Origin of the sequence: Burkholderia sp. F1 (assembly GCF_050813845.1) — a bacterium.
Lineage (GTDB): Bacteria > Pseudomonadota > Gammaproteobacteria > Burkholderiales > Burkholderiaceae > Burkholderia > Burkholderia ubonensis.
The window spans coordinates 1,614,293-1,634,816 of the sequence record NZ_CP172422.1; the positions used below are offsets into that span (position 1 = coordinate 1,614,293).

The window sequence follows — 20,524 nt, forward strand, 5'->3', positions numbered from 1 at the left end:
ATCGAGACGATGATTGATTTCCTGAGCGACACGGTGACGCTGCCGACCGCGGAGATGCGGCACGCGATGTTCACGGCGGACGTGGGCGACGATTGCTACGGCGAGGACCCGACGGTCAACGAGCTGGAGTCGGTCGCGGCCCGCATGACCGGCAAGGAGGCGGCGGCGTTCGTCACGAGCGGCACGCTCGGCAACCTGACCGCGCTGCTCGCGCAATGCCCGCGCGGGCACGAAGTGATCCTCGGCGATCGCTCCGACCTGTACAACTACGAGGCGGGCGGCGTGTCGCTCGTCGGCGGCGCGGTGCTGCATCCCGTCGCGACCGCGGACGACGGCAGCCTGCCGCTCGAGCGGCTGCGCGCGGCGATCCGTGACAAGACCGACTACCAGTGCGCGCCCGCCGCGGTGATCGCGCTCGAGAATCCGCATTGCCTGGCCGGCGGCCGCGTGCTGTCGCTCGACTACCTGCGGCGCGTGCGCGCGCTCGCCGACGAGCACGGGCTCGCCGTGCACATGGACGGCGCGCGTCTGTTCAACGCGCAGGCGAGCCTCGGCGCGCCGGCGGCCGAGATCGTCGCGCACGTCGATTCGGTCCAGTTCTGCCTGTCGAAGAGCCTCGCCGCGCCGTACGGCTCGATGGTGTGCGGCAGCGCCGATTTGATCGATCGCGTGAAGCGCTATCGGAAGCTGCTCGGCGGCGGCACGCGGCAGGCCGGCATCATGGCGGCGGCCGGGCTCGTCGCGCTGCACACGATGGTCGCGCGGCTTTCGGACGATCACCGCCGCGCGGCCCGCCTTGCCGCGGAACTGTCGCGGATTCCGGGCGTCGCGCTGCGCTCGGCGGTGGTCGAGACGAACATGGTGTTCTTCGACGTCGCCGAGCCGGGCAACGAGGCGTTTCTCGCCGCGCTGCACGACGCGGGCATCCGGATGGGCGTGCTCGGCGACGGCGTCATTCGGGCCGTCGTGCACTACATGATCGACGACGACGCGATCAGCCGCACCGTCGACGCCGCGCGGGCGATTCTCCGTCCGTTCGTGCCGTCGTCCAAGCCGGTCGTCGCACCGGAGGCGCAACGATGAGCGCCTTCTCGCTGACCCACGCGCACCTCGATTTCGGCCATGAAGGAACCCGCATGACCACTTTTCCCATTTCCACCGCGCGCCTCGTGCTGCGGCCGTTCAAGCGCGGCGATCTGGCCGCGTTCACCGCGTACCGGAACCATCCCGACGTCGCTCGCTACCAGAGCTGGTCGTCGTACACGGACGACGACGCGAATGCATTCCTCGCCGAGCAGCACGCGCTCATGTTCGATACCGACGACACGTGGTTCCAGATCGCCGCCGAGCACAAGGCCGACGGCGCGCTGATCGGCGACGTCGCGGTGCATTTCTTCGACGAAGGACGCCAGGCCGAGCTGGGCGTGACGTTCGACGTCGCCGCGCAGCAGCAGGGCTTCGCGTTCGAAGCGGTGTCGCGGGTGATCGAGCTGCTGTTCGCCGATCTCGGCAAGCACCGGATCGTCGCGACGGTGGACGCGCTCAACGTGCGCGCGCAACGGCTGCTCGAGCGACAGGGCTTCCGCCGCGAGGGGCACTATCGCGAAAACATCTTCTTCAAGGGCGCGTGGTCCGACGAGTACGGCTATGCGTTGCTGAACCGCGAATGGCGGACCCTCCGGCAAGCGGCGACGGGAGGCGCGCAATGACGGCGTTCGAGAATTTCGTCGACCTGTGCGCGCACCGCGCCGCCGCGAACGGCGACGCGCTTGCCTACCGCTATCTGAGCCCGCACGACGAGGATCGCACGCTCAGCTTCGGCGCGCTCGATCTCGCCGCGCGACGCATCGCGGCCCGGCTCGCCGCGAGCGGGGCGCCGGGCGATCGCGTGCTGATCGTCTGTCCGCAGAGCCTCGACTACGTGAGCGCGTTCTTCGGCTGCCTGTACGGCGGTTTCATCGCGGTGCCCGCGTACGCGCCGCGCAACAACCACCATTTCGAGCGGCTCAGCAAGATCATCGAAGACGCGCAGCCGCGCGTCGTGATGCTGTGCCGCAAGCAGTACGCGGCCGTTCACGCGTTCATCGAGCGCAATCCGCCGCTTCGCGCGGTCGAGCTCGTCGTCGTCGACGCGCTCGACGACGTGGACCCGAGCGACTGCCGGCCGCACGCGGCCGCGCGCGACGACGTCGCGTTCCTGCAATACACGTCCGGCTCGACGGGGCAGGCGAAGGGCATCATGGTGTCGCACGGCAATCTGCTCGCGAACGAGGAGATGATCCGCACGACCTGCGGCAACACGCCGGACAGCCGCGCGGTGTTCTGGCTGCCGCTGTTCCACGACATGGGGTTGATGACGTTGCTGCAGGGCGTCTACGTCGGCTATCCGACGTACCTGATGGCGCCGATGGATTTCCTCGCGAATCCGCTGCGCTGGCTGCAGGCGGTGTCGCGTTTCCGCGCGACGCTGACCGTCGCGCCGAACTTCGCATGGCAACTGTGCGTCGAGAAGATCCCGCCCGGGCAGCTCGACGGGCTCGATCTGTCGAGCGTGACGGCCGCGGTCAACGGCTCGGAGCCGATCTCGGTGCGCACGCTCGACAGCTTCGTCGCGCGCTTCGGCGCGTGCGGCTTTCGCCGCGAAGCGTTTCGGCCGAGCTACGGCCTCGCCGAGGCGACGCTCCTCGTCACCGGATCGAGCGGACATGCGCCGGACGGCGTGATCGAAGACACGATGGTGTCGTCGGCCGGGCGCCGCACGCTGTTTCAGCGGGTCGGCTGCGGCCGGCCGGCCGCCGGTTGCGAGGTGGCGATCGTCGAGCGCGACACCCGTGCGGTGCGCCGCGACGGCGAGGTCGGCGAGATCTGGGTCAAGGGGCCGCACGTCGCGCAAGGCTACTGGAACAATCCGGAGCAGACCGCGCAGACCTTCGGCAACCGCACCGCGGACGGCGCGGGGCCGTATCTCGCAACAGGCGATCTCGGGTTCCTGAATGACGGCGCGCTCGTCGTCACCGGCCGTTGCAAGGACGTGATCATCCTGCGCGGCGACAACTATTACCCGTCGGATCTCGAAGCGACCGCGACGGCGGCCCATCCGGCGCTGGTGCCGGACGGCGCGGCGGCGTTCACGCTCGCGGGCGACGACGCCGGGCCGGACGACGCCGCGGCGCAGGCGCTCGCCGTCGTCGCCGAAGTGCGGCGCAACACGCCGTCCGCGCAGTTCGCGGAGATCGCCGCGGCGATCGTCGAACGGATCTCGGCGGGCTACGGGCTCGCGCTCGAGCGGCTCGTGCTGATCAAGGAGCGCTCGATTCCGAAGACGTCGAGCGGCAAGGTGCAGCGCGGCGCCGTGCGCGCCGAGCTCGACGGCGGGCAACTGAAGACGCTTCACGACGTCCGTCCGGGCGAAACCGGCGTGTGCGCCGCCGCGCAGCCGTTCGCCGAGCTGCACGCGATGCTGGCCGCCGCGCGCGGCGACGGCCTGGCGCGGATCGTCGACGGCTTCGTGCTGGGCCAGTTCGCCGAGATCATGAAGACGCCGTTCTACGCGCTCGACCTGACGCGCTCCGTCGCAGCGCTCGGGCTCGATTCGCTCGCGCTCGTCAACGTCCAGCACCGGCTCGGCGCGGCGCTGAAGATCGACGCGCCCGCGGAACTGCTGTTCGGCGACGCGACGCTCGGCGAACTGGCAGCGCAGATCGGCGCGCTCGCACGGCACGCGTGGGCGGCTTTGCCTGCTTCGTCGGCTGCGTCTGATTCGTCGGAGACCGTGGCCGCGTCGGACGAGGCAGCGCAGGCGTCGCCGGAAGCAGCGGCATCGGTGGTGCGTTCGGGGTTCGCCGACGCCGGATTCGAGTCGACTTCGGCGTCGGCCGGCTGGGACGCGACGCCCGGTCAAGCGGCGCTATGGCTGATCCAGCAGGCGGAGCGCGAATCGCGCGATTACAACGAGGGCTTCGTCGCCGCCGTCGACGGCGCGTTCGATCCCGAACTGTTCATGCTCGCGCTGGCGCGCCTCGCCGCGCGCCGCGATGCGCTGCGCGTGACGTTCGCCGAAATCGACGGCCGCCCGGTCGCGCGCGAGGCGCACGCGCTCGAGCAAGCGACGGTCCGCTGCGCGGACGACGCGGCCGCGCTGCAGGCGGCGCGCGACGCACTCGCCGCACCGTTCGACTTGAGCCGCGCGACGTGGCGCGCGGTGCTCGCGAAAGGGCCGGGCGCGACCTATGTCGCGCTGGCGCTGCACCATGCGGTCGTCGACATGTGGTCGTTCGACATCCTGATCGACGAATTGAAGCAGCTCTACGATGCGCTGGCGCGCGGCGTCGACGCATCGCTCGCCGCAGCCGGCGGCTACCGCGAATTCGCCGCGTGGCAGCGCGGCTGGCTGAACTCGCCGGAAGCGGCGACGCACGCCGCGTATTGGCGCGACCAGCTGCGCGGGATGCCGGCGCGCTCCGCGTTTCCGTCGACGTCGATTGCGACGCCCGCGCCCGGCGCAAGCGCCGGCGCGCGCGCCCACCGCTTCGCGATCGATGCGCGGACGATGGACGCCGTGCGCGCGCTCGCGAAGCGGCATGGCCTCACGACCTACCACGTGCTGTTTGCGGCCGGCGCGCTGCTGCTCGGCCGCTACGCCGGCCAGCGCGACGTGGTCGTCGGGATGCCCGCGCACGGCCGACCGCGCGCGGCCGACGCGGGCACGATCGGCTATTTCGCGAACGTGCTGCCGATCCGGATTGCGCTCGACGACCGGAAACCTCTTGCCGACTGGCTGCACGACGTCAAGGATGCGATCGTCGGCGGCCTCCTGCATCAGGCGCTGCCGCTGCCCGTGCTGACCGAAGCGCTCGCGCTCGAGCGGGGCGCGCAGGACGGCGCGCTCGTGCAAACGGTGATCTCGCTGCTCGCGCCGAACGCCGCGCGCGCAGCGGACGACACCGCGGACGCCGGCGACCGACTGTCGCCGTTCGTGCTCGGCGACGCGGGCGGCAGGCTCGCGCTGGGCGACGCGACGCTGACGTCGTGCGAATCGCGGCACGATCGCGCCCCGTTCGACGTCGCCTTCACATTGATCGATGACGGCGGCGAGCTCGCGGCGTCGATCGGCTACCGCGCCGATCGCCACTCGGCCGAGATGATCGAGCGGCTCGCCGCGAACTACCGTTGCGTGCTGGAGGCGCTTGCGCATGCCGCGTCCGCGCGGCTCGGCGACGTGCCGCACGTGTCGGCCGCGGAGCGCGGGCTGCTGCGCCGCAGCCTGACGCATCGGGCGCTTGCACCGGCGTCGGCGGCCGGCGCAGACGGCGAGAGTGTCGTCGATCGATTCCGCCGCACGGTCGCCCGACAGCCGGACGCGATCGCGCTGGCCGGCGCCGGCCGCACGCTCACGTACGGCGAACTGGCGCGCGCCGCCGACGCGCTCGGCCATGTGCTCCTCGACAACGGCGTCGCGCCCGGCGACCGGGTCGTCGTCGCCGTCGGCGAGCGCGCGATGCAGGCGCTCCTCGCGCTCGCGACGCTCAAGGTCGGCGCGGCCTACGTGCCCGTCGACCTCGCGAATCCGCCCGAGCGGCTCGCTTATCTGCTGAACGATTGCGGCGCGAAGCTCGTGCTGACCGCGCGCGGCGACCGGTCGAGCCTGCCCGCGACCGGCGCGAACGTCGTCTGCGCGGACGCGCTCGACGACGCGACGCTCGCACGGCATGCGGGCCGCCCGCTGCCGCGCATCGCCATCACCGCGGGCCAGCCAGCGTATTGCATCTATACAAGCGGCTCGACCGGCCAGCCGAAGGGCGTGCTCGTCACGCACGGCGGCTTGACGAACCTCGTCGACTGGCACGTCGACGCATTCGCGCTGGACGCCGGCGCGCGCGCCGCGATGCTCGCCGGCCCCGGCTTCGACGCGGCCGTCTGGGAAATCTGGCCCGCGCTGTGCGCGGGCGCGGGCCTGACGGAGCCCGCGCCGGACGCGCGGCACGACGTTGCCGAGCTCGCGCGCTGGCTCGACGCACACGCGATCAGCCACTGTTTCATGCCGACGCCGCTCGCGGAGGCGTTCATCGCTGCGGGCGCGCGGCCGCGCGCGCTGCGCTTCCTGCTGACGGGCGGCGACCAGTTGAAGGCGCGCGGCCGCGCCGACGACGGTTTCCGGCTGATCAACGCGTACGGCCCGACCGAAAACACCGTGGTCACGACGAGCGGCGCGGTCGAGCCGGCGTCCGCGTCGGCTCACGGCGACGCCGCGCACGAGCGCGTTGCGCCGCTGCCGGATATCGGCGCGCCGATTCGCGGCCAGTCGCTGCACATCCTCGACGCGCAACTGCGGCCGACGCCGCTCGGCGTGAGCGGCGAGCTGTACGTGAGCGGCGCGGGGCTCGCGCTCGGCTATCTGAATCGGCCCGCGCTGACGGCCGAGCGCTTCGTGCCGGCCCCCGACGCGGAGGCGTACGGCGCACGCATGTATGCGACCGGCGACATCGTGCGGCTCGACGCAGGCGGGCGGCTGCATTTCGTCGGCCGAGCGGACGACCAGGTGCAGATCCGCGGCTTCCGTGTCGAGCCGGGCGAAGTCGAAGCGGTGCTCGCCGCACATCCGGGCGTCGCGCAATGCAAGGTGATTGCGTTCGAGCGCGAACCGTCGGGCAAGCTGCTCGCCGCGTACGTCGCGGGCGACGCGAGCGTGACCGAGGCGGCGCTGCGCGCGTTCGTCGACAGCCGGCTGCCGTCGTACATGCGACCCGCCGCGTTCGTGATCGTCGACGCGCTGCCGCTCGACGCGAACGGCAAGATCAGCCGGCGCGCGCTGCCGTCCCCGACGCTTGCGGCCGCAGACGAAGCCGCCTTTGCCGATCCGCTCGAGCAGGCGGTCGCGAGCGTTTATCAGGAAGTGCTCGGCTGCGGCCCGGTGCGCGCCGACGCCGATTTCTTCGCGCTCGGCGGGCATTCGCTGCTGGTCGCGCGCGTCGCGGCGGGCATTCGCGCGCGGCTCGGCATCACGGTGTCGATTGCCGACCTGTTCGCGCATTCGAAGGTGGCGGCGCTCGCTGCGCACCTGCGCGGCGCGGCTGCCGCGCCCATCCTGCCCGCCGGCCGGCTCACGCGCGCCGGACGGCCCGCGCGCGTGCCGCTCAGTCCCGCGCAGCAACGGATCTGGCTGCTGCAGGCGCTCGAACCGGACAGCACCGACTACCACGTTTGCGGCGCGCTTCGGGTGCGCGGCGCGCTCGATCTCGATCGGCTCGCGGCCGCGCTCACGCAGACCGCCGCGCGCCACGAAGCGCTGCGCACCTGCTTTCCGAAGCAGGACGGCGAAGCATGCCAGGTCGTCTTGCCGCCAGCCTCCGTCGCCGTGGAACGGCTGTCGGTCGACGTCGGCGGCGCATCGCCGGCGGTGCGCGACGCGGCCGTGCAGGCGCGGATCGACGCATGGGAAGCGCAGCGCTTCGATCTCGAGACCGGTCCGCTCATCAAGGCGGCGTATCTGCCGCTCGCCGATCGCGACGACTATCTGCTGCTGAATCTTCATCACATCATCGCGGACGGCCGCTCGATCGCGATCCTGCTCGACGATATCGCGGCGCGCTATGCGGGCCTGCGCGCCGGGGCCGCCGGCGCGGATGCGCTCGACGCGCCGGACGCCCCGCATTACGCGGACTACTGTGCGTGGAGCCGCTCCGCGGCCGCGCGCGAATGCGAGGCCGCGTCGCTGCCGTTCTGGCGGACGCAGCTTGCCGGCGAACTGCCGGCGGGCATCGCCGCGCTGCGCACAACCCACGCCGCTGCGGCGCAAGACGCGCAGGACGCGCCCGGCGCGCGGCGCGGCGACGAAGTCAGCGACACGCTGCCGGCCGATCTCGCGGAGCGCATTCGCGACGCGGCGGCGCGCTGGGGCGTGACCGAATCGATGGTGTATCTGGCCGCCTACGGCCTGCTCGTCGCGAAATCCGGCGGCGACGCCGACGTGCTGATCGGCATCGCCTATGCGGGCCGCGATCTGCCGGACACGGCGGACATGATCGGCATGTTCGTCAACGTGCTGCCGATTCGCGTCGCGCTCGGCGACGCGGACGCGTTCGAGCAGCAGGTGCGCGGATGGCGCGATGCGTGCGTCGGTGCGTTCCGGCATGCGCACGTCAGCTATGAGCGGATGGTGGAGCTCGCGGGCGGCGACCGTCGCGACGGCGCGGGCGAGCTCGTGAAGACGATGTTCGACTTCGAGGAGCGCGGGCTGCTGCCGCGCGTGTTCGGCGACGCGCAGCTCAGCGTCGAGCGCCGTCCCGACCGCAGCGCGAAATTCGATCTGACACTGCGCTGCAGCGCTGACGCGGACGGGCGCATGCGAGTCGCGCTGAACTTCCGTCGCGCCGCGCTGAGCGTCGAGCGGGCGCGGCGCCTGCTCGACGCATACCGGCTGGTCCTCGAACAGGTGCTGCAAACGCCGGACCTGACGCCCGCCCGCACGCGGCTCGTCGACAACGCGCAGGCCGACGCGCTGCTGCGGCTCGGCGGCGGGCGGGCTGCGCCGTGGGCCGGCATGCCGGTGCATCGGCAGATCGAACGGATCGCGCAGGCCGATCCGGATTCGCTCGCGCTCGCGGGCGAAGACGGCGCGCGCATCGGCTACGCGGCGTTCAACGCGATCGCGAACCGCCTCGCTCGCCGGCTGCGGGCGCTCGGCGTCGCGCCGCGCGATGCGGTGGCGCTGTGCATGCGTCCCGGCCCGTCGTTCGCGCTCGCCGCGCTCGCCGTGCTGAAGCTGGGCGCCGCGTACGTGCCGATCGATCCGCGCTATCCGGACCCGCGCAAGCTGCGCATCGTCGCGGACAGCGGTGCGCGGCTCGTCGTCACCGAGCCGGACGCCGCGCCCGCGCAGACGCCGGACGCCGCCGCGCTCGTCTGGTGGGACGCCCTCGCGGTGGAAGCCGCGACGCTGCCGGACGGCGATCTCGGCATCGAAACCGCGCTGGACGATCTCGCGTACATCGTCTATACGTCCGGCACGACCGGCGCGCCGAAGGGCGTCGAGATCCCGCACCGGGGCCTCGCGAACCTGTGCCAATGGCATGCGCGCGCGTACGGGCTGCACGATGCGCCGCGGTCGATTCGCGCGAGCCAGACGGCGGGCGTCGGCTTCGACGCCGCCGTTTGGGAAATCTGGCCGTATCTGTGCACGGGCGCGAGCGTCTGGTTCGCGCCGGACGCGGCGCGGCAATCGTCCCGCTGTCTCGAAGACTGGCTGACCGCGCAGCGCATCACGCATTGCTTCGTCGCGACGCCGCTCGCGCACGCGGTGCTCGCGGACGGCTGGCTCGGCTCGCCGAGCCTCGCGTATCTGCTGACGGGCGGCGAGCGGCTCACGCGCCGCGCGCCCGCCGGCGCCCGCTACCGGCTGTTCAATCACTACGGGCCGTCGGAGAACAGCGTCGTCGCGACGGCGGGCGAAGTCGCGCAGGGCGTCGGCGAGCCGCCGTCGATTGGCGCCGCGCTCGACAACGTCCGCGTCTACGTGCTCGACCGACACGGCCAGCTCACGCCGCGCGGCGTGCCGGGCGAGCTGTACCTCGGCGGCGCGTCGCTGATGCGCGGCTACCGGTCGAACGACGCGCTGACGCATGCGCGGCTCGTCGCCGATCCGTTCGCGGGCGCGCCCGATGCGCGCATGTACCGCACCGGCGATCTCGTCTGCTGGAACGACGCGGGCGAGCTCGACTACGTCGGCCGCGCAGACGATCAGGTGAAGATTCGCGGTCACCGGATCGAGCCGAGCGAAATCCTGCATGCCGTCAAATCGGACCCCGGCGTGTACGACGCGGTGGTGACGACGGTCGACCATCCGCAGGCCGGCCCGCAGCTCGTTGCATACGTCGTGTTCGATCCGGCGCGCATCGCCGGCGTGCCGGATCGCGCGGCGCACCTCAAGCGTGCGATCGCCGCGCAACTGCCGGAGTTCATGGTGCCGGCGCACGTCGTCGAGCTTGAAGCGCTGCCGCTCACGAGCAACGGCAAGATCGACTATGCGGCGCTGCCCGCGCCGCGCGCGGCGAACGCTGCTGTGCCGCGGACGCCGCTGCGCACGGAAACCGAACGCGCGCTCGCCGGCATCTGGAGCGAGCTGCTCGGCGAGCCCGTCGACGACGCGCACGCGAACTTCTTCGCGCTCGGCGGGCATTCGCTGCTGGCCGCGCGGGCCGTCGCGCTGATCGAGACGCGCATGGCGCGCGAGCTTGCGCTGAAGGACTTCTTCGCGGCCGAGGATCTCGCGGCGCTCGCGCACGCGCTCGACGCGGCCGGCGTCCATGCCGGCATTCCCGCCGCGCCGGCCGGCGCGCCGATCCCGCTGTCGCCGTATCAGCAGCGCCTCTGGCTCGTGCAGGCGTTCAATCGCGGCAGCGTCGACTACAACGTCGTCGGCGCGCTGCGCGTGAGCGGCGCGCTCGATCCGGCGCGGTTCCGCGCGGCCGTGTCGGCGGTGGTCGAGCGGCACGAGATCCTGCGCACGCGCATCGTCGACACGGAAGACGGCCCGCGTCAGCACGCACCGGACGGCGACGCGCGCGAAACGGACCTGCTGCAGATGAACCTCACGGGCAACCCGCCGTCGATGCAGGACGGTTTCGTGCGCGACTACCTCGCGCGGATGGCCGTCGAGCCGTTCGACCTGGCTGCGGGGCCGCTCTTCAAGCTCGTGCTGATCCAGACGGCGGCGGACAGCGGGGTGCTCGCGGCGAGCTTCCATCACATCGTCGTCGACGCGTGGTCCGCGAACGTGTTCCTGCGCGATCTGCTCGAATGCTACGCGGCGCAACGCGCGCCGCGGCTCGCTGCGCTGCCGATCCAGTACAAGGACTACAGCGTCTGGGCGCAGCGCGAGCTGGCACGCTCGGAAGACGCGCTGCTCGCGTTCTGGCGCGACTATCTGCACGCGCTGCCCGCACACGCGCCGCTGCCGGTCGCGCGCCGCGGCGCCGACGCCGCGCCGCGCGCCGGCCGCCAGCTGTCGATCGCGTGGCCGGCCGACACGCTCGCGCGGCTGAAGGCGCTCGCGCGTCGCGAGCAGGCGTCGTTGTACGAGGTGCTGATCGCCGCGTATTTCGCGTGGCTGCACCGGCTGAGCGGGCAGAGCGATTTCGTCGTCGGGATGCCGTACAACGATCGCGGACGCGCGGAGCTGGAGAACCTGGTCGGGTTCTTCGTCAACGTGCTGCCGGTGCGCGCGCGCGTGCGGCCGCATCTGTCCTGCGCGGCGCTCGTGCGGCAGGTTCGCGACGATCTGCGCCGCGTGTACCGGCACCACGCACTGCCGTTCGACCGGATCGCCGAACAGTGCACGGACGCGACGGGCAGCCTGTTCCAGACGATGTTCGACCTCGAAGCGCAGCCGCTCGCGCACGACGCGCGCACGGCGGACGGCGACAGCGATGGCCTGTGCGCCGAGCTGCTCGACGGCGCGCCGCAAGCGCCGGTCGCGGATCTGTCGGTCACGTTCCGCGAAGCGGCGGACGGGCTCACGCTGTCGTGCGTCTACGCGGCCGACTGCTTCGATGCGCCGGCCGTCGAGCGCTGGCTCGACAACTTCCGCGCGCTGCTCGACGGCGTGGCGACCGACGCCGATCAGGCCGTCGGACGCCTCGCGTTTCTGACGGCGAACGAGCAGGCGATCGTCGACCGGCTGCGCAACGCGGCGAGCGTCGACCACCGTGACGTGCTCGCGGAGGCGGGCGGCGCGAGCGGCCCGGCGCTGCTGCACCAGCTCGTCGACCGCTGGGCGACGGTCGCGCCGGCGAATCCGGCGCTCGTGTCGCCGGTGCAGACGCTGAGCTTCGCGGAGCTCGCGCGCAGGACCGACCGGCTCGCCGGGATCCTGTGGGAAGAGGGCGTGCGGCCGGGGATGGTGGTGGGCGTCGAGGCCGCGCACAGCGTCGACGCGGTGCTCGGCATCATCGCGACGATCAAGGCGGGGGCGATCTGCTTCCCGGTCGACACCCGGCTGCCGCCGGACCGGCTCGACGCGGTAATCGCGGACAGCGGCTGCCGCCACGTGCTTGCGTCGGCGGGCGCGTCGCTCGGGCGCTTCGACGGCAAGCGGCTCGCGCTCGACGGCGCGGCGTGGCGCACGCGCGACGCGGCTGCGCCGGCCGCCGATGCGACGCCCGACCACGGCGTGTTCCTGACCTACACGTCGGGCACGACGGGCGCGCCGAAGGCGTCGGTGCTCCATCATCGCGGCATCGTCAACTACATCGGCACGGTCGTCGAACGCTTCGGCTATACGCGCGGCGATCGCGCGATGCTGTTCGCGCCGCTTACGTTCGACGCGTCGCTCGAGGAGATCTTCACGCCGCTGTGCGCGGGCGCGTCGCTGTACATCGGCGACGAAAACGTCAAGCGCTCGGTGCCGGCGCTCGTCGACACGTGCCGTGCGCAGCGGATCAGCGTCCTCACGCTGCCCACCGCGTACTGGCACGTGCTGAACGAGCATCTCGCGGCAAGCGGCGGCGCGGCCGAGCTCGGCGCGGTGCGGCTCGTCAGCATCGGCGGCGAAAAGGTCACGCTCGAGGCGATCCGCCAATGGCATCGCGCGACGGCGGGGCGCATCGCGCTCTACAACATCTACGGGCCGAGCGAATGCTCGATCGGCAGCATCGTCGACCGGATCGACGTCGCGCGTGCGCTCGAAGACGGCGAAGTCTATCTGCACCGGCCGGTCGCGAACGCGCATCTGCACGTGCTCGACGCGTGCCTGAATCCGGTGCCCGCCGACATGCCGGGCGAGCTCTACATCGGCGGCGTCGGCGTCGCGCACGGCTACCACGGGCGGCCGGCGCTGACCGCGCAGCGCTTCGTCGCCGATCCGTTCGCCGCCGTTCCCGGCGCGCGCCTGTATCGGTCCGGCGACCTGGTCAGCTACGACCTCGAAGGACGCCTCCATTACCTCGGCCGCACCGACTTCCAGGTGAAGGTGGACGGCATCCGCGTCGAGCCGGAAGAAATTCAGGCGGTGCTCGAATCGCATCCTGAAGTCGCGCAGGCGGTCGTGCTCGCGGGCGAAGCGCGGCATGCGCGCAATCCGCTGATCGGCTACGTGATCCTCGAGAAAGCGCCGGCCGGCGCGCACTCGGCCACCGGCACCGACGGCGCGGCGTTCGTCGACTTCCTGCGCGCGCGGCTGCCCGCGCACATGGTGCCGGCCCAGGTCGTCGTGATGGGCGCGTTTCCGCTGACGACGAACCAGAAGGTCGACCGCCGCGCGCTGCTGCTCGCGGCGAACGATTCGGTCGTGGCCGCGCCCGCGCTGTCGGTAACCGAAACGGCGCTGCTCGCGCTCTGGCGCGAACTGCTCGGCAACGACACGTTCGGCGTCGACGACAACTTCTTCAGCCTCGGCGGCAGCTCGCTGCTCGCGATCCGCATCAATAGCCGCGTGGAGGCGATGTATGCGGTGCGGCTGCCCGTCGCCGCGCTGTTCGACTGCCCGACGGTGCGCGCGCTCGCGGTGCTCGTCGAGCGGCTGCGCGCGAGCCGCGACGCCGGTCCCGACGAAGCCGCGCAGTCGATCGCGCCGATCGAGCGGATCGACGAGCGGGCGACGCCGCTGTCCGGCGCGCAATACCGGCTCTGGTATCTGCATCAGCGTGACCCGGAGAGCACCGCGTACCATCTGCCGGACCTGCTGAAGCTTGCCGGGCCGTTCGACGCCGCCGCGTTGCGCACGGCGCTCGCGCATACGCTCGACGAGCATGAATCGCTGCGCACGACGTTCGTCGTCGAAGGCGAGACGCCGCTGCAGGTGATCGCCGAGCGGGCGGAGCCCCGGCTCGACGTGCACGACTTGTCGGCGCTCGCGCCGCACGCGCGCGACGTCGCGCTCGATGCGCTCGTGCGCCGCGCGCTCGACACGCCGTTCGATCTGGCGCACGGTCCGCTCGCGACGTTCGCGCTCGTGACGCTCGCACAAGACGAGCACGTGCTGCTGTCGGTGTTTCATCACATTGTCGTCGACGGCTGGTCGGTCGGCCTGTTCCAGCGCAGCCTCGCGTGCCATTACAACGCGGCGCGCGGCGGCCGGGCGGCGGCGCAGGCCGCTGCCGACGCGTCCCCGCGCGCGCTTCAGTACCGCGACTTCGCCGCTTGGCACCGGCGCGTGCTCGACGGCGGCGAGCGCGAACGCCAGCTCGACTACTGGCTCGCGCAGCTCGACGGCACGCTGCCGGTGCTGCAACTGCCGACCGACTTCAATCGCCCGCCGCAAGCGAGCGGCAGCGGCGAAGCGTTCTCGTTCGAGCTCGACGCGGCGCTCGCCGCGCGGCTGCAGGCGGTCGCGCAGCGGCATCACGTGTCGATGTTCATGCTGCTGCTCGCGGCGTACGCGGCGCTCCTCGCGCGCTACGCGCGGCAGGACGATCTGCTGATCGGCGTGCCCGCGCTCGGCCGCACGCGGCCCGAGTTCGAGTCGGTCGTCGGCTTCTTCGTCAACACGCTGGTGATCCGGGTGCGGACGAATCCGTCGACGACCTTCGCGAGCCTGCTCGAGCACGTGCGCGCAACCTGCCTCGACGCGTTCGATCACCAGGATGTCGCGCTCGAGGAGATCGCGGCCGGCGTGAACGCGCGGCGCGAGCGCGACGGCACCGGGCTGTTCCAGACGATGTTCTCGTACCAGGAAGCGGATGCGCTCGAACCGGCCGCATTCGACGGTCTCGTCGCGACGAGCGTCGAGCCCGAGCACCGGAGCGCGAAGTTCGACCTGTATCTCGCGACCTGGGCGCAGGACGGCCGGCTCCACGGCGGCTTCGAGTTCAGCACCGACCTGTTCGAAGCCGCGACGGTCCGGCGCATGGCCGATCACTACCGGAACCTGCTCGCCGGCGTCGCCGCGCATCCGGACGGCGCGCTGCACGCGCTGCCGCTCCTCGGCGACGACGAGCGCGCGTATCAGGTGCGCACGCTGAACCAGGCGTCGCGGCCGCTGCCCGGCGGCGTCTACGTGCGCGATCTGTTCGCCCGGCAGGCGGCGCTGCATCCGGCGCGCGTGGCGGCGAGCTGCGGCGCGGCGTCGCTGACCTACGGCGAGCTCGACCGCGCGTCCGATCGCGTCGCGCGCAATCTGCTCGCGGCCGGCGCGCGCGGCGAGGATCTCGTCGGGCTGCTGATCGGCCGCAATCTCGACTATCTGGTCGCGATGCTCGGCGTGCTGAAGGCCGGCGTCGCATTCACGCCGATGAACCCCGACGATCCCGCGCACAAGCTCGACCGGATCGCCGAGCTGGGCAACGTGCGCTACGTCGTGCACGACGCGGCGAGCGCGGGGCGCGCGCAGGCGCTGACCACGCGGGCGACGCGCGTCGCGCTCGACGCGCTGCTGGGGGAACCCGCGGCGGCGCTCGACTTCCTGCCGCTCGCGCCGTCGTCGCTCGCGTACGTGATCTACACGTCGGGCTCGACCGGGCTGCCGAAGGGCGCGATGATCGAACAGCTCGGGATGCTGAATCACCTGCTCGCGAAGATCGACGACCTGGCGATCGGCGCGGACGACGTCGTCGCCGAGATGGCGGTGACCACCTTCGACGTGTCGGTCTGGCAATACCTCGTCGCGCTGCTGGTCGGCGGCCGCACGGCAGTGATGCCGGGCGATGCGGCATGGGAGCCGCAGCAGCTGTTCGCGCAGCTCGACGCCGACGGCGTGACCGTGTTCGAATCGGTGCCGTCGCACATGAAGATCCTGATCGACGAACTCGAAGCGCGGCCGGGGCATCATCGGCTCGGCCGGGTGCGCGTGTACGTCAGCAACGCCGAGGCGCTGACGCCCGCGCTATGCGCGCGCTGGTTCGCGTGCGCGCCGCACATTCCCGTGGTCAACACGTACGGCGCGACCGAGTGCTCGGACGACACCAGCCACCTGTGGATTCGCGAGCCGCTGTCGACCGCGTTCCCGTACGTGCCGATCCAGGGCACGCTGCCGAACCTGACGACCTACCTGCTCGACGAGCGTCTCGAGCCGGTGCCGGTCGGCGTGACGGGCGAGGTTTACATCGGCGGCGTCGGCGTCGGGCGCGGCTATCTCGGCGATCCGGCGCGCACCGCGCGCGCGTTCGTGCCGGACCCGTTCTCGCCGCAGCCGGGCCGCCGCCTGTACAAGACGGGCGACCTCGCGCGCTACCGGCCGGGTGGCACCCTCGAGTTCCTCGGCCGCGAGGATTTCCAGGTGAAGATCCGCGGCCAGCGGGTCGAGATCGGCGAAGTCGAGAAGGCGATCGGCGATCACGACAACGTGCGCCAGGCGGTGGTGGTCGCCGCGCGCGACGGCAAGGACCGCCTGTATCTGCTCGGCTACGTGATCCCGCATCGCCATCCGGCGCCGACCGTGCCCGAGCTGCGCGCGTTCGTCGCCGGGCGCGTCGCGAGCTACATGGTGCCCGCGTCGTTCGTGCTGATGGACGAATTCCCGCTGAACGCGAACGGCAAGGTCGACCGCAAGCGCCTGCCGAAGCCGGCGGATCAGGACATCTTCCGGCGCAACGAGCATGTCGCGCCCGCGACGCAGACCGAAGCGCGGCTCGCCGAGTTGTGGCGCGAGCTGCTCGACGTCGACGAAATCGGCGCGCTCGACAGCTTCTTCGAGCTCGGCGGCCATTCGCTGCTCGCCGCCGAGCTGACGCTGCGCATCCGCACGCTGTTCGGCGTCGCGCTGCCGCTGCGCACGCTGTTCCAGTCGCCGCAGCTGCGCGACGTCGCGTCGGCGCTGGACGCGCTGCGCACATCGGCGGACGCGGGCGGGCTCGCGCGCGTCGAGCGCCTGCCGGCGCGCACGCACTACGAGCTCGCGCCGTGCCAGGTGCCGGAGTGGTATGCGTACCAGATGGACCCGTCGAGCCCGGTCTACAACATCAGCGTCGCCGACCTGTTCTTCACCGGCAAGCTGAACCGCGACGCGTTCGTCGCCGCGTGGCGGACGATCCTCGACCGGCACGACGTGCTGCGCGTGAAGTTCGACTATCGCGACGGCGCGCCGATCCAGATCGTCGATCCCGCGATCGACATCCGCGCGGACGAGGTGTTCCTCGATCGCACGACGCTCGCCGGCGCCGACGCGATCGACGAGGCGAACCGGCTCGGCGCGCGGTTCGGCACCGCACCGTTCGATTTCGCGAACGGTCCGCTGTTCCGGCTGCACGTCGCGAGCTACGCGGGCGACTTCCATCAGCTGATCTTCGTCGTGCACCACATCATCTGGGACGAAACGTCGCTGATCAACCTGATGCTCGAGCTGAGCGAGCTGTACAACGCGCATGCGGCGGGCCGCGCGGCGAACGTGCCGGCGCTCGAAGTCGGCTATTTCGACTACGTGCAATGGACGCACCAGCAACTGCGCTCGGGCGCGTTCGACGAGCACAAGCGCTACTGGCTCGACATGTACCGCACGCTGCCGCCGCCGCTCGACCTGCCGACCGACCGTGCGCGGCCGAACCTGATGTCGTACCGCGGCGACGCGCTGCGCACCTGGCTGCCGCGCGGCGTCGTGCGCAAGATCGAGGCGTATCTGAAGCAGCATGACGTGACGCTCTTCATGCTGCAGCTCGCGATCCTCGACTGCTATCTGAGCCGCATCAGCGGTCAGCGCGATTTCGTGATCGGCTGCCCGATCGCGGGGCGCGCCGACGCGCGCCTGAAGCCGCTGCTCGGCCTGTTCGCGACGCCGATGCCGATCCGTTGCACGATCGACGAGAACATGACGTTCGGCGAGCTGCTCGCGCAGGTGTCGCGGCGTACGCTCGATGCGTTCGAGCATTATCACTATCCGTCGAACCAGGTAATCGAGCAGTTGCAGCACGAGAAGGACCTGTCGCGGCCGAAGCTGTTCTCGATCATGTACGGGGTGCAGAACAACAAGACCGACCTGATGGGCCGGCTGAAGTTCGACGGCCTCACGCTCAGCCTCGAGAACGTCGTCGATACCGAGAACAAGTCGTCGAGATTCGATTTGAACTTCGTCGTCGACCAGTTCGGCAGCGACATCATGTTCAGCTGCATTTACAACGTCGACCTGTTCGACGCGTCGACGATCGAGCAAATGCTCGACAACATGACGGCGCTGATGGACCAGGTGCTCGACGACCCGGATCAGCCGCTGTCCCGCTACACGATGGTCGGCGCGAACGGCAATCCGTCCGCGGTGCTGCACGGCCCGCGCGTCGACTACGACGGGACGGCGACAATGCACGCGCTGATGGCCGAGCAGGCGGCCCGCACGCCCGCGGCCACGGCGCTCGTCGCGGAGGGCGTCGAGTACGACTACGAGACGCTGAACCGCCAGGCCAACCGGCTCGCGCATTACCTGCTGTCGCTCGGCGTGACGAGCGGCGAGAACGTCGCCGTGATGCTGCGGCCGTCGTTCGAGATGGTCGTCGCGCTGTACGCGATCCTGAAGGTGGGCGGCGCGTTCGTGCCGATCGGCCCGCAGTATCCGCAAAAGCGCGTCGACGCGATCCTGCGCCACGCGGGCGCGCGCTGGGCGCTCACGCACGGCGACCACCGTCGCGCGTTCGCCGCGTTCCCGTACGACGTCGTGTGCATTGACGACGTGATGGGTGCGCTCGGCGGCTATTCGGACCGCAATCCGCCGCCCGTCGATCCGCGACGGCTCGCGTACGTCCTGCACACGTCCGGCTCGACCGGCGTGCCGAAGGGCATCGAGATCGAGCATCGCGGCGTCGTCAGCATGCTCGCCGACCTGCAGCGGACCTATTGCCTCGACGCGAACGACCGCGTGCTGTTCCACACGCCGTTCACGTTCGACGTCTTCATCCAGGACGTGTTCTGGCCGCTCGCGTCCGGCGCTCGCGTCATCGTGATGGGCGACGATGCGCTCAAGAGCGCGCACGGCTTCGCCGACGTGATCGAGCGCGAGGGGGTGACGCTCGCCCAGTTCGTGCCGGCGATGCTGGAGACGCTGGTCGACGCCCGCGAGCGAGGCGAGATCGCGGGCCTCGCGTCGCTGCGGCAGGTCATCTGCGGTGCGGCGGCGCTGTATCGCGGCCTGGCCGAGCGCTTCGCGCGCGCGTTCGGCTGCCGCCTCGCGAACCATTACGGCCCGACCGAAGTGACCGTCGACGCCAGCCGTTTCGACTGCGCCGAGCCGTACGCCGGCGACACCGTGCCGATCGGCCGGCCCGTCGGCAACGCGAGCCTTCATGTGCTCGATGCGCATCTGCAGCCGGTGCCGCGCGGCGTAATCGGCGAGATCTGCGTCGCGTCGCCGGGCCTTGCGCGGCGCTATCTGAACGACGACGAAGGCACCGCGCGCGCGTTCGTCGAGGTCGTCGTCGACGGCGCGCCGCTGCGGCTGTACCGCACGGGCGACCTCGGGCATTGCGATCGAACGGGCGTCGTCTACTTCCACGGCCGGGCGGACAAACAACTGAAGATCCGCGGCAATCGCGTGGAGCTCGACGAAATCGGCAGCGCGCTGCGCAGCCATCCGGCGATCGCCGCCGCCGCGCTCGCGTACCGCGAGGACGCGGCGCACGGCGGCCGGCTCGTCGCGTACGTCGAGCAGACGGCGCTCGATCATCAGGTGCCGGCCGGGCCGGGCGGCGCGCCGCTGTATGGCTTCACGCTCGAGCAGCGGCCGGAGCTCGCCGCGGCGGCGCTCGCCTTGTCGCCGGGCGCGGACGATTCGGCGCGCGAACTCGCGCGCCGCTTCCCCGCGTGCCAGCTCGTCGTGACGGACCGCGCGAGCACGGTGACGGCGTTCTGCCAGGCCGTGCCGCTTCGGATCGACGCGACGGCGGGGGGCGACGCGCCGTCCGCCGCGCCTGTGCTCGGCCGCGACGCGGCGCTGCGGCTCGCGTTCGCGCAGCAGGACGACGGCGTCGAGCCGAACGCGCTGTACGTGCTCGACGATGCGGCGACGGGCGCGCCGGCGACGTCGCCCGCCGCGCGCGCGGCGCTGCTCGCGCAATGGCGGCGGCTCGCGGCGGCGCTCGGGCTCGCGCGCCTGCTGCACGCGAGCGCGGGCGGCGCGGCCGCCGAGCCCGCCGATGCGGGCGGGCAAGGCGCGCTCGCCCGTTCGTACCTGACGCGCGATGCGGTGCGCGCGTGGCTGCGCCAGTCGCTGCCCGACTACATGATCCCCGACCAGGTCCACTTCATCCCCGCCATCCCGCTGACCGACAGCGGCAAGGTCGACGCGCGGAACCTGCCGGTGATCGAAGTCGACGAGCAGCCGGGCAGGCAGGCGGCCAGCACCGCGCTGCAGCGCGAGCTGACCGACGTGTGGGAGCGCCTGCTGCAAGTCGAGCAGATCGGCGTGACCGACGATTTCTTCGTGCTGGGCGGGCAGTCGCTGAAGGCGATCGAGATGGTCGCCGAGGTGGGCCGCCGCTACGGCGTGAAGATCCATCTGCGCCAGTTTTACGAGAACCCGACCATTCGCTATCTGGAAACGCTGCTGACCGAGCGTGCCTGACGCGAATGACGGCGCGTTCCGGCTTGCCGCCGACCGGAACGCGCGCACATCGAG

3 protein-coding genes are annotated in these 20,524 nt (G+C 71.4%); all 3 read left to right on the plus strand.

What is annotated here, in order from left to right:
• The first annotated feature begins 9 nt into the window (after positions 1-9).
• The 3 genes from ACFIMZ_RS26260 to ACFIMZ_RS26270 are packed head-to-tail and all read left to right on the plus strand — an operon-like array spanning position 10 to position 20,470.
• Positions 10-1,083 carry a GntG family PLP-dependent aldolase gene (locus ACFIMZ_RS26260; RefSeq protein WP_431825192.1) on the plus strand — a complete coding sequence of 358 codons (1,074 nt, stop codon included), beginning with the start codon at positions 10-12 and terminating at the stop codon, positions 1,081-1,083.
• On the plus strand, positions 1,080-1,709 hold the full coding sequence (locus ACFIMZ_RS26265; RefSeq protein WP_431825193.1) for a GNAT family N-acetyltransferase: 630 nt from the start codon (positions 1,080-1,082) through the stop codon (positions 1,707-1,709). The genes ACFIMZ_RS26260 and ACFIMZ_RS26265 overlap by 4 nt, the downstream gene beginning before the upstream one ends.
• Positions 1,706-20,470, plus strand: coding sequence for an amino acid adenylation domain-containing protein (locus ACFIMZ_RS26270; RefSeq protein WP_431825194.1), 18,765 nt, complete (start codon positions 1,706-1,708; stop codon positions 20,468-20,470). The genes ACFIMZ_RS26265 and ACFIMZ_RS26270 overlap by 4 nt, the downstream gene beginning before the upstream one ends.
• Positions 20,471-20,524 lie beyond the last annotated feature (54 nt).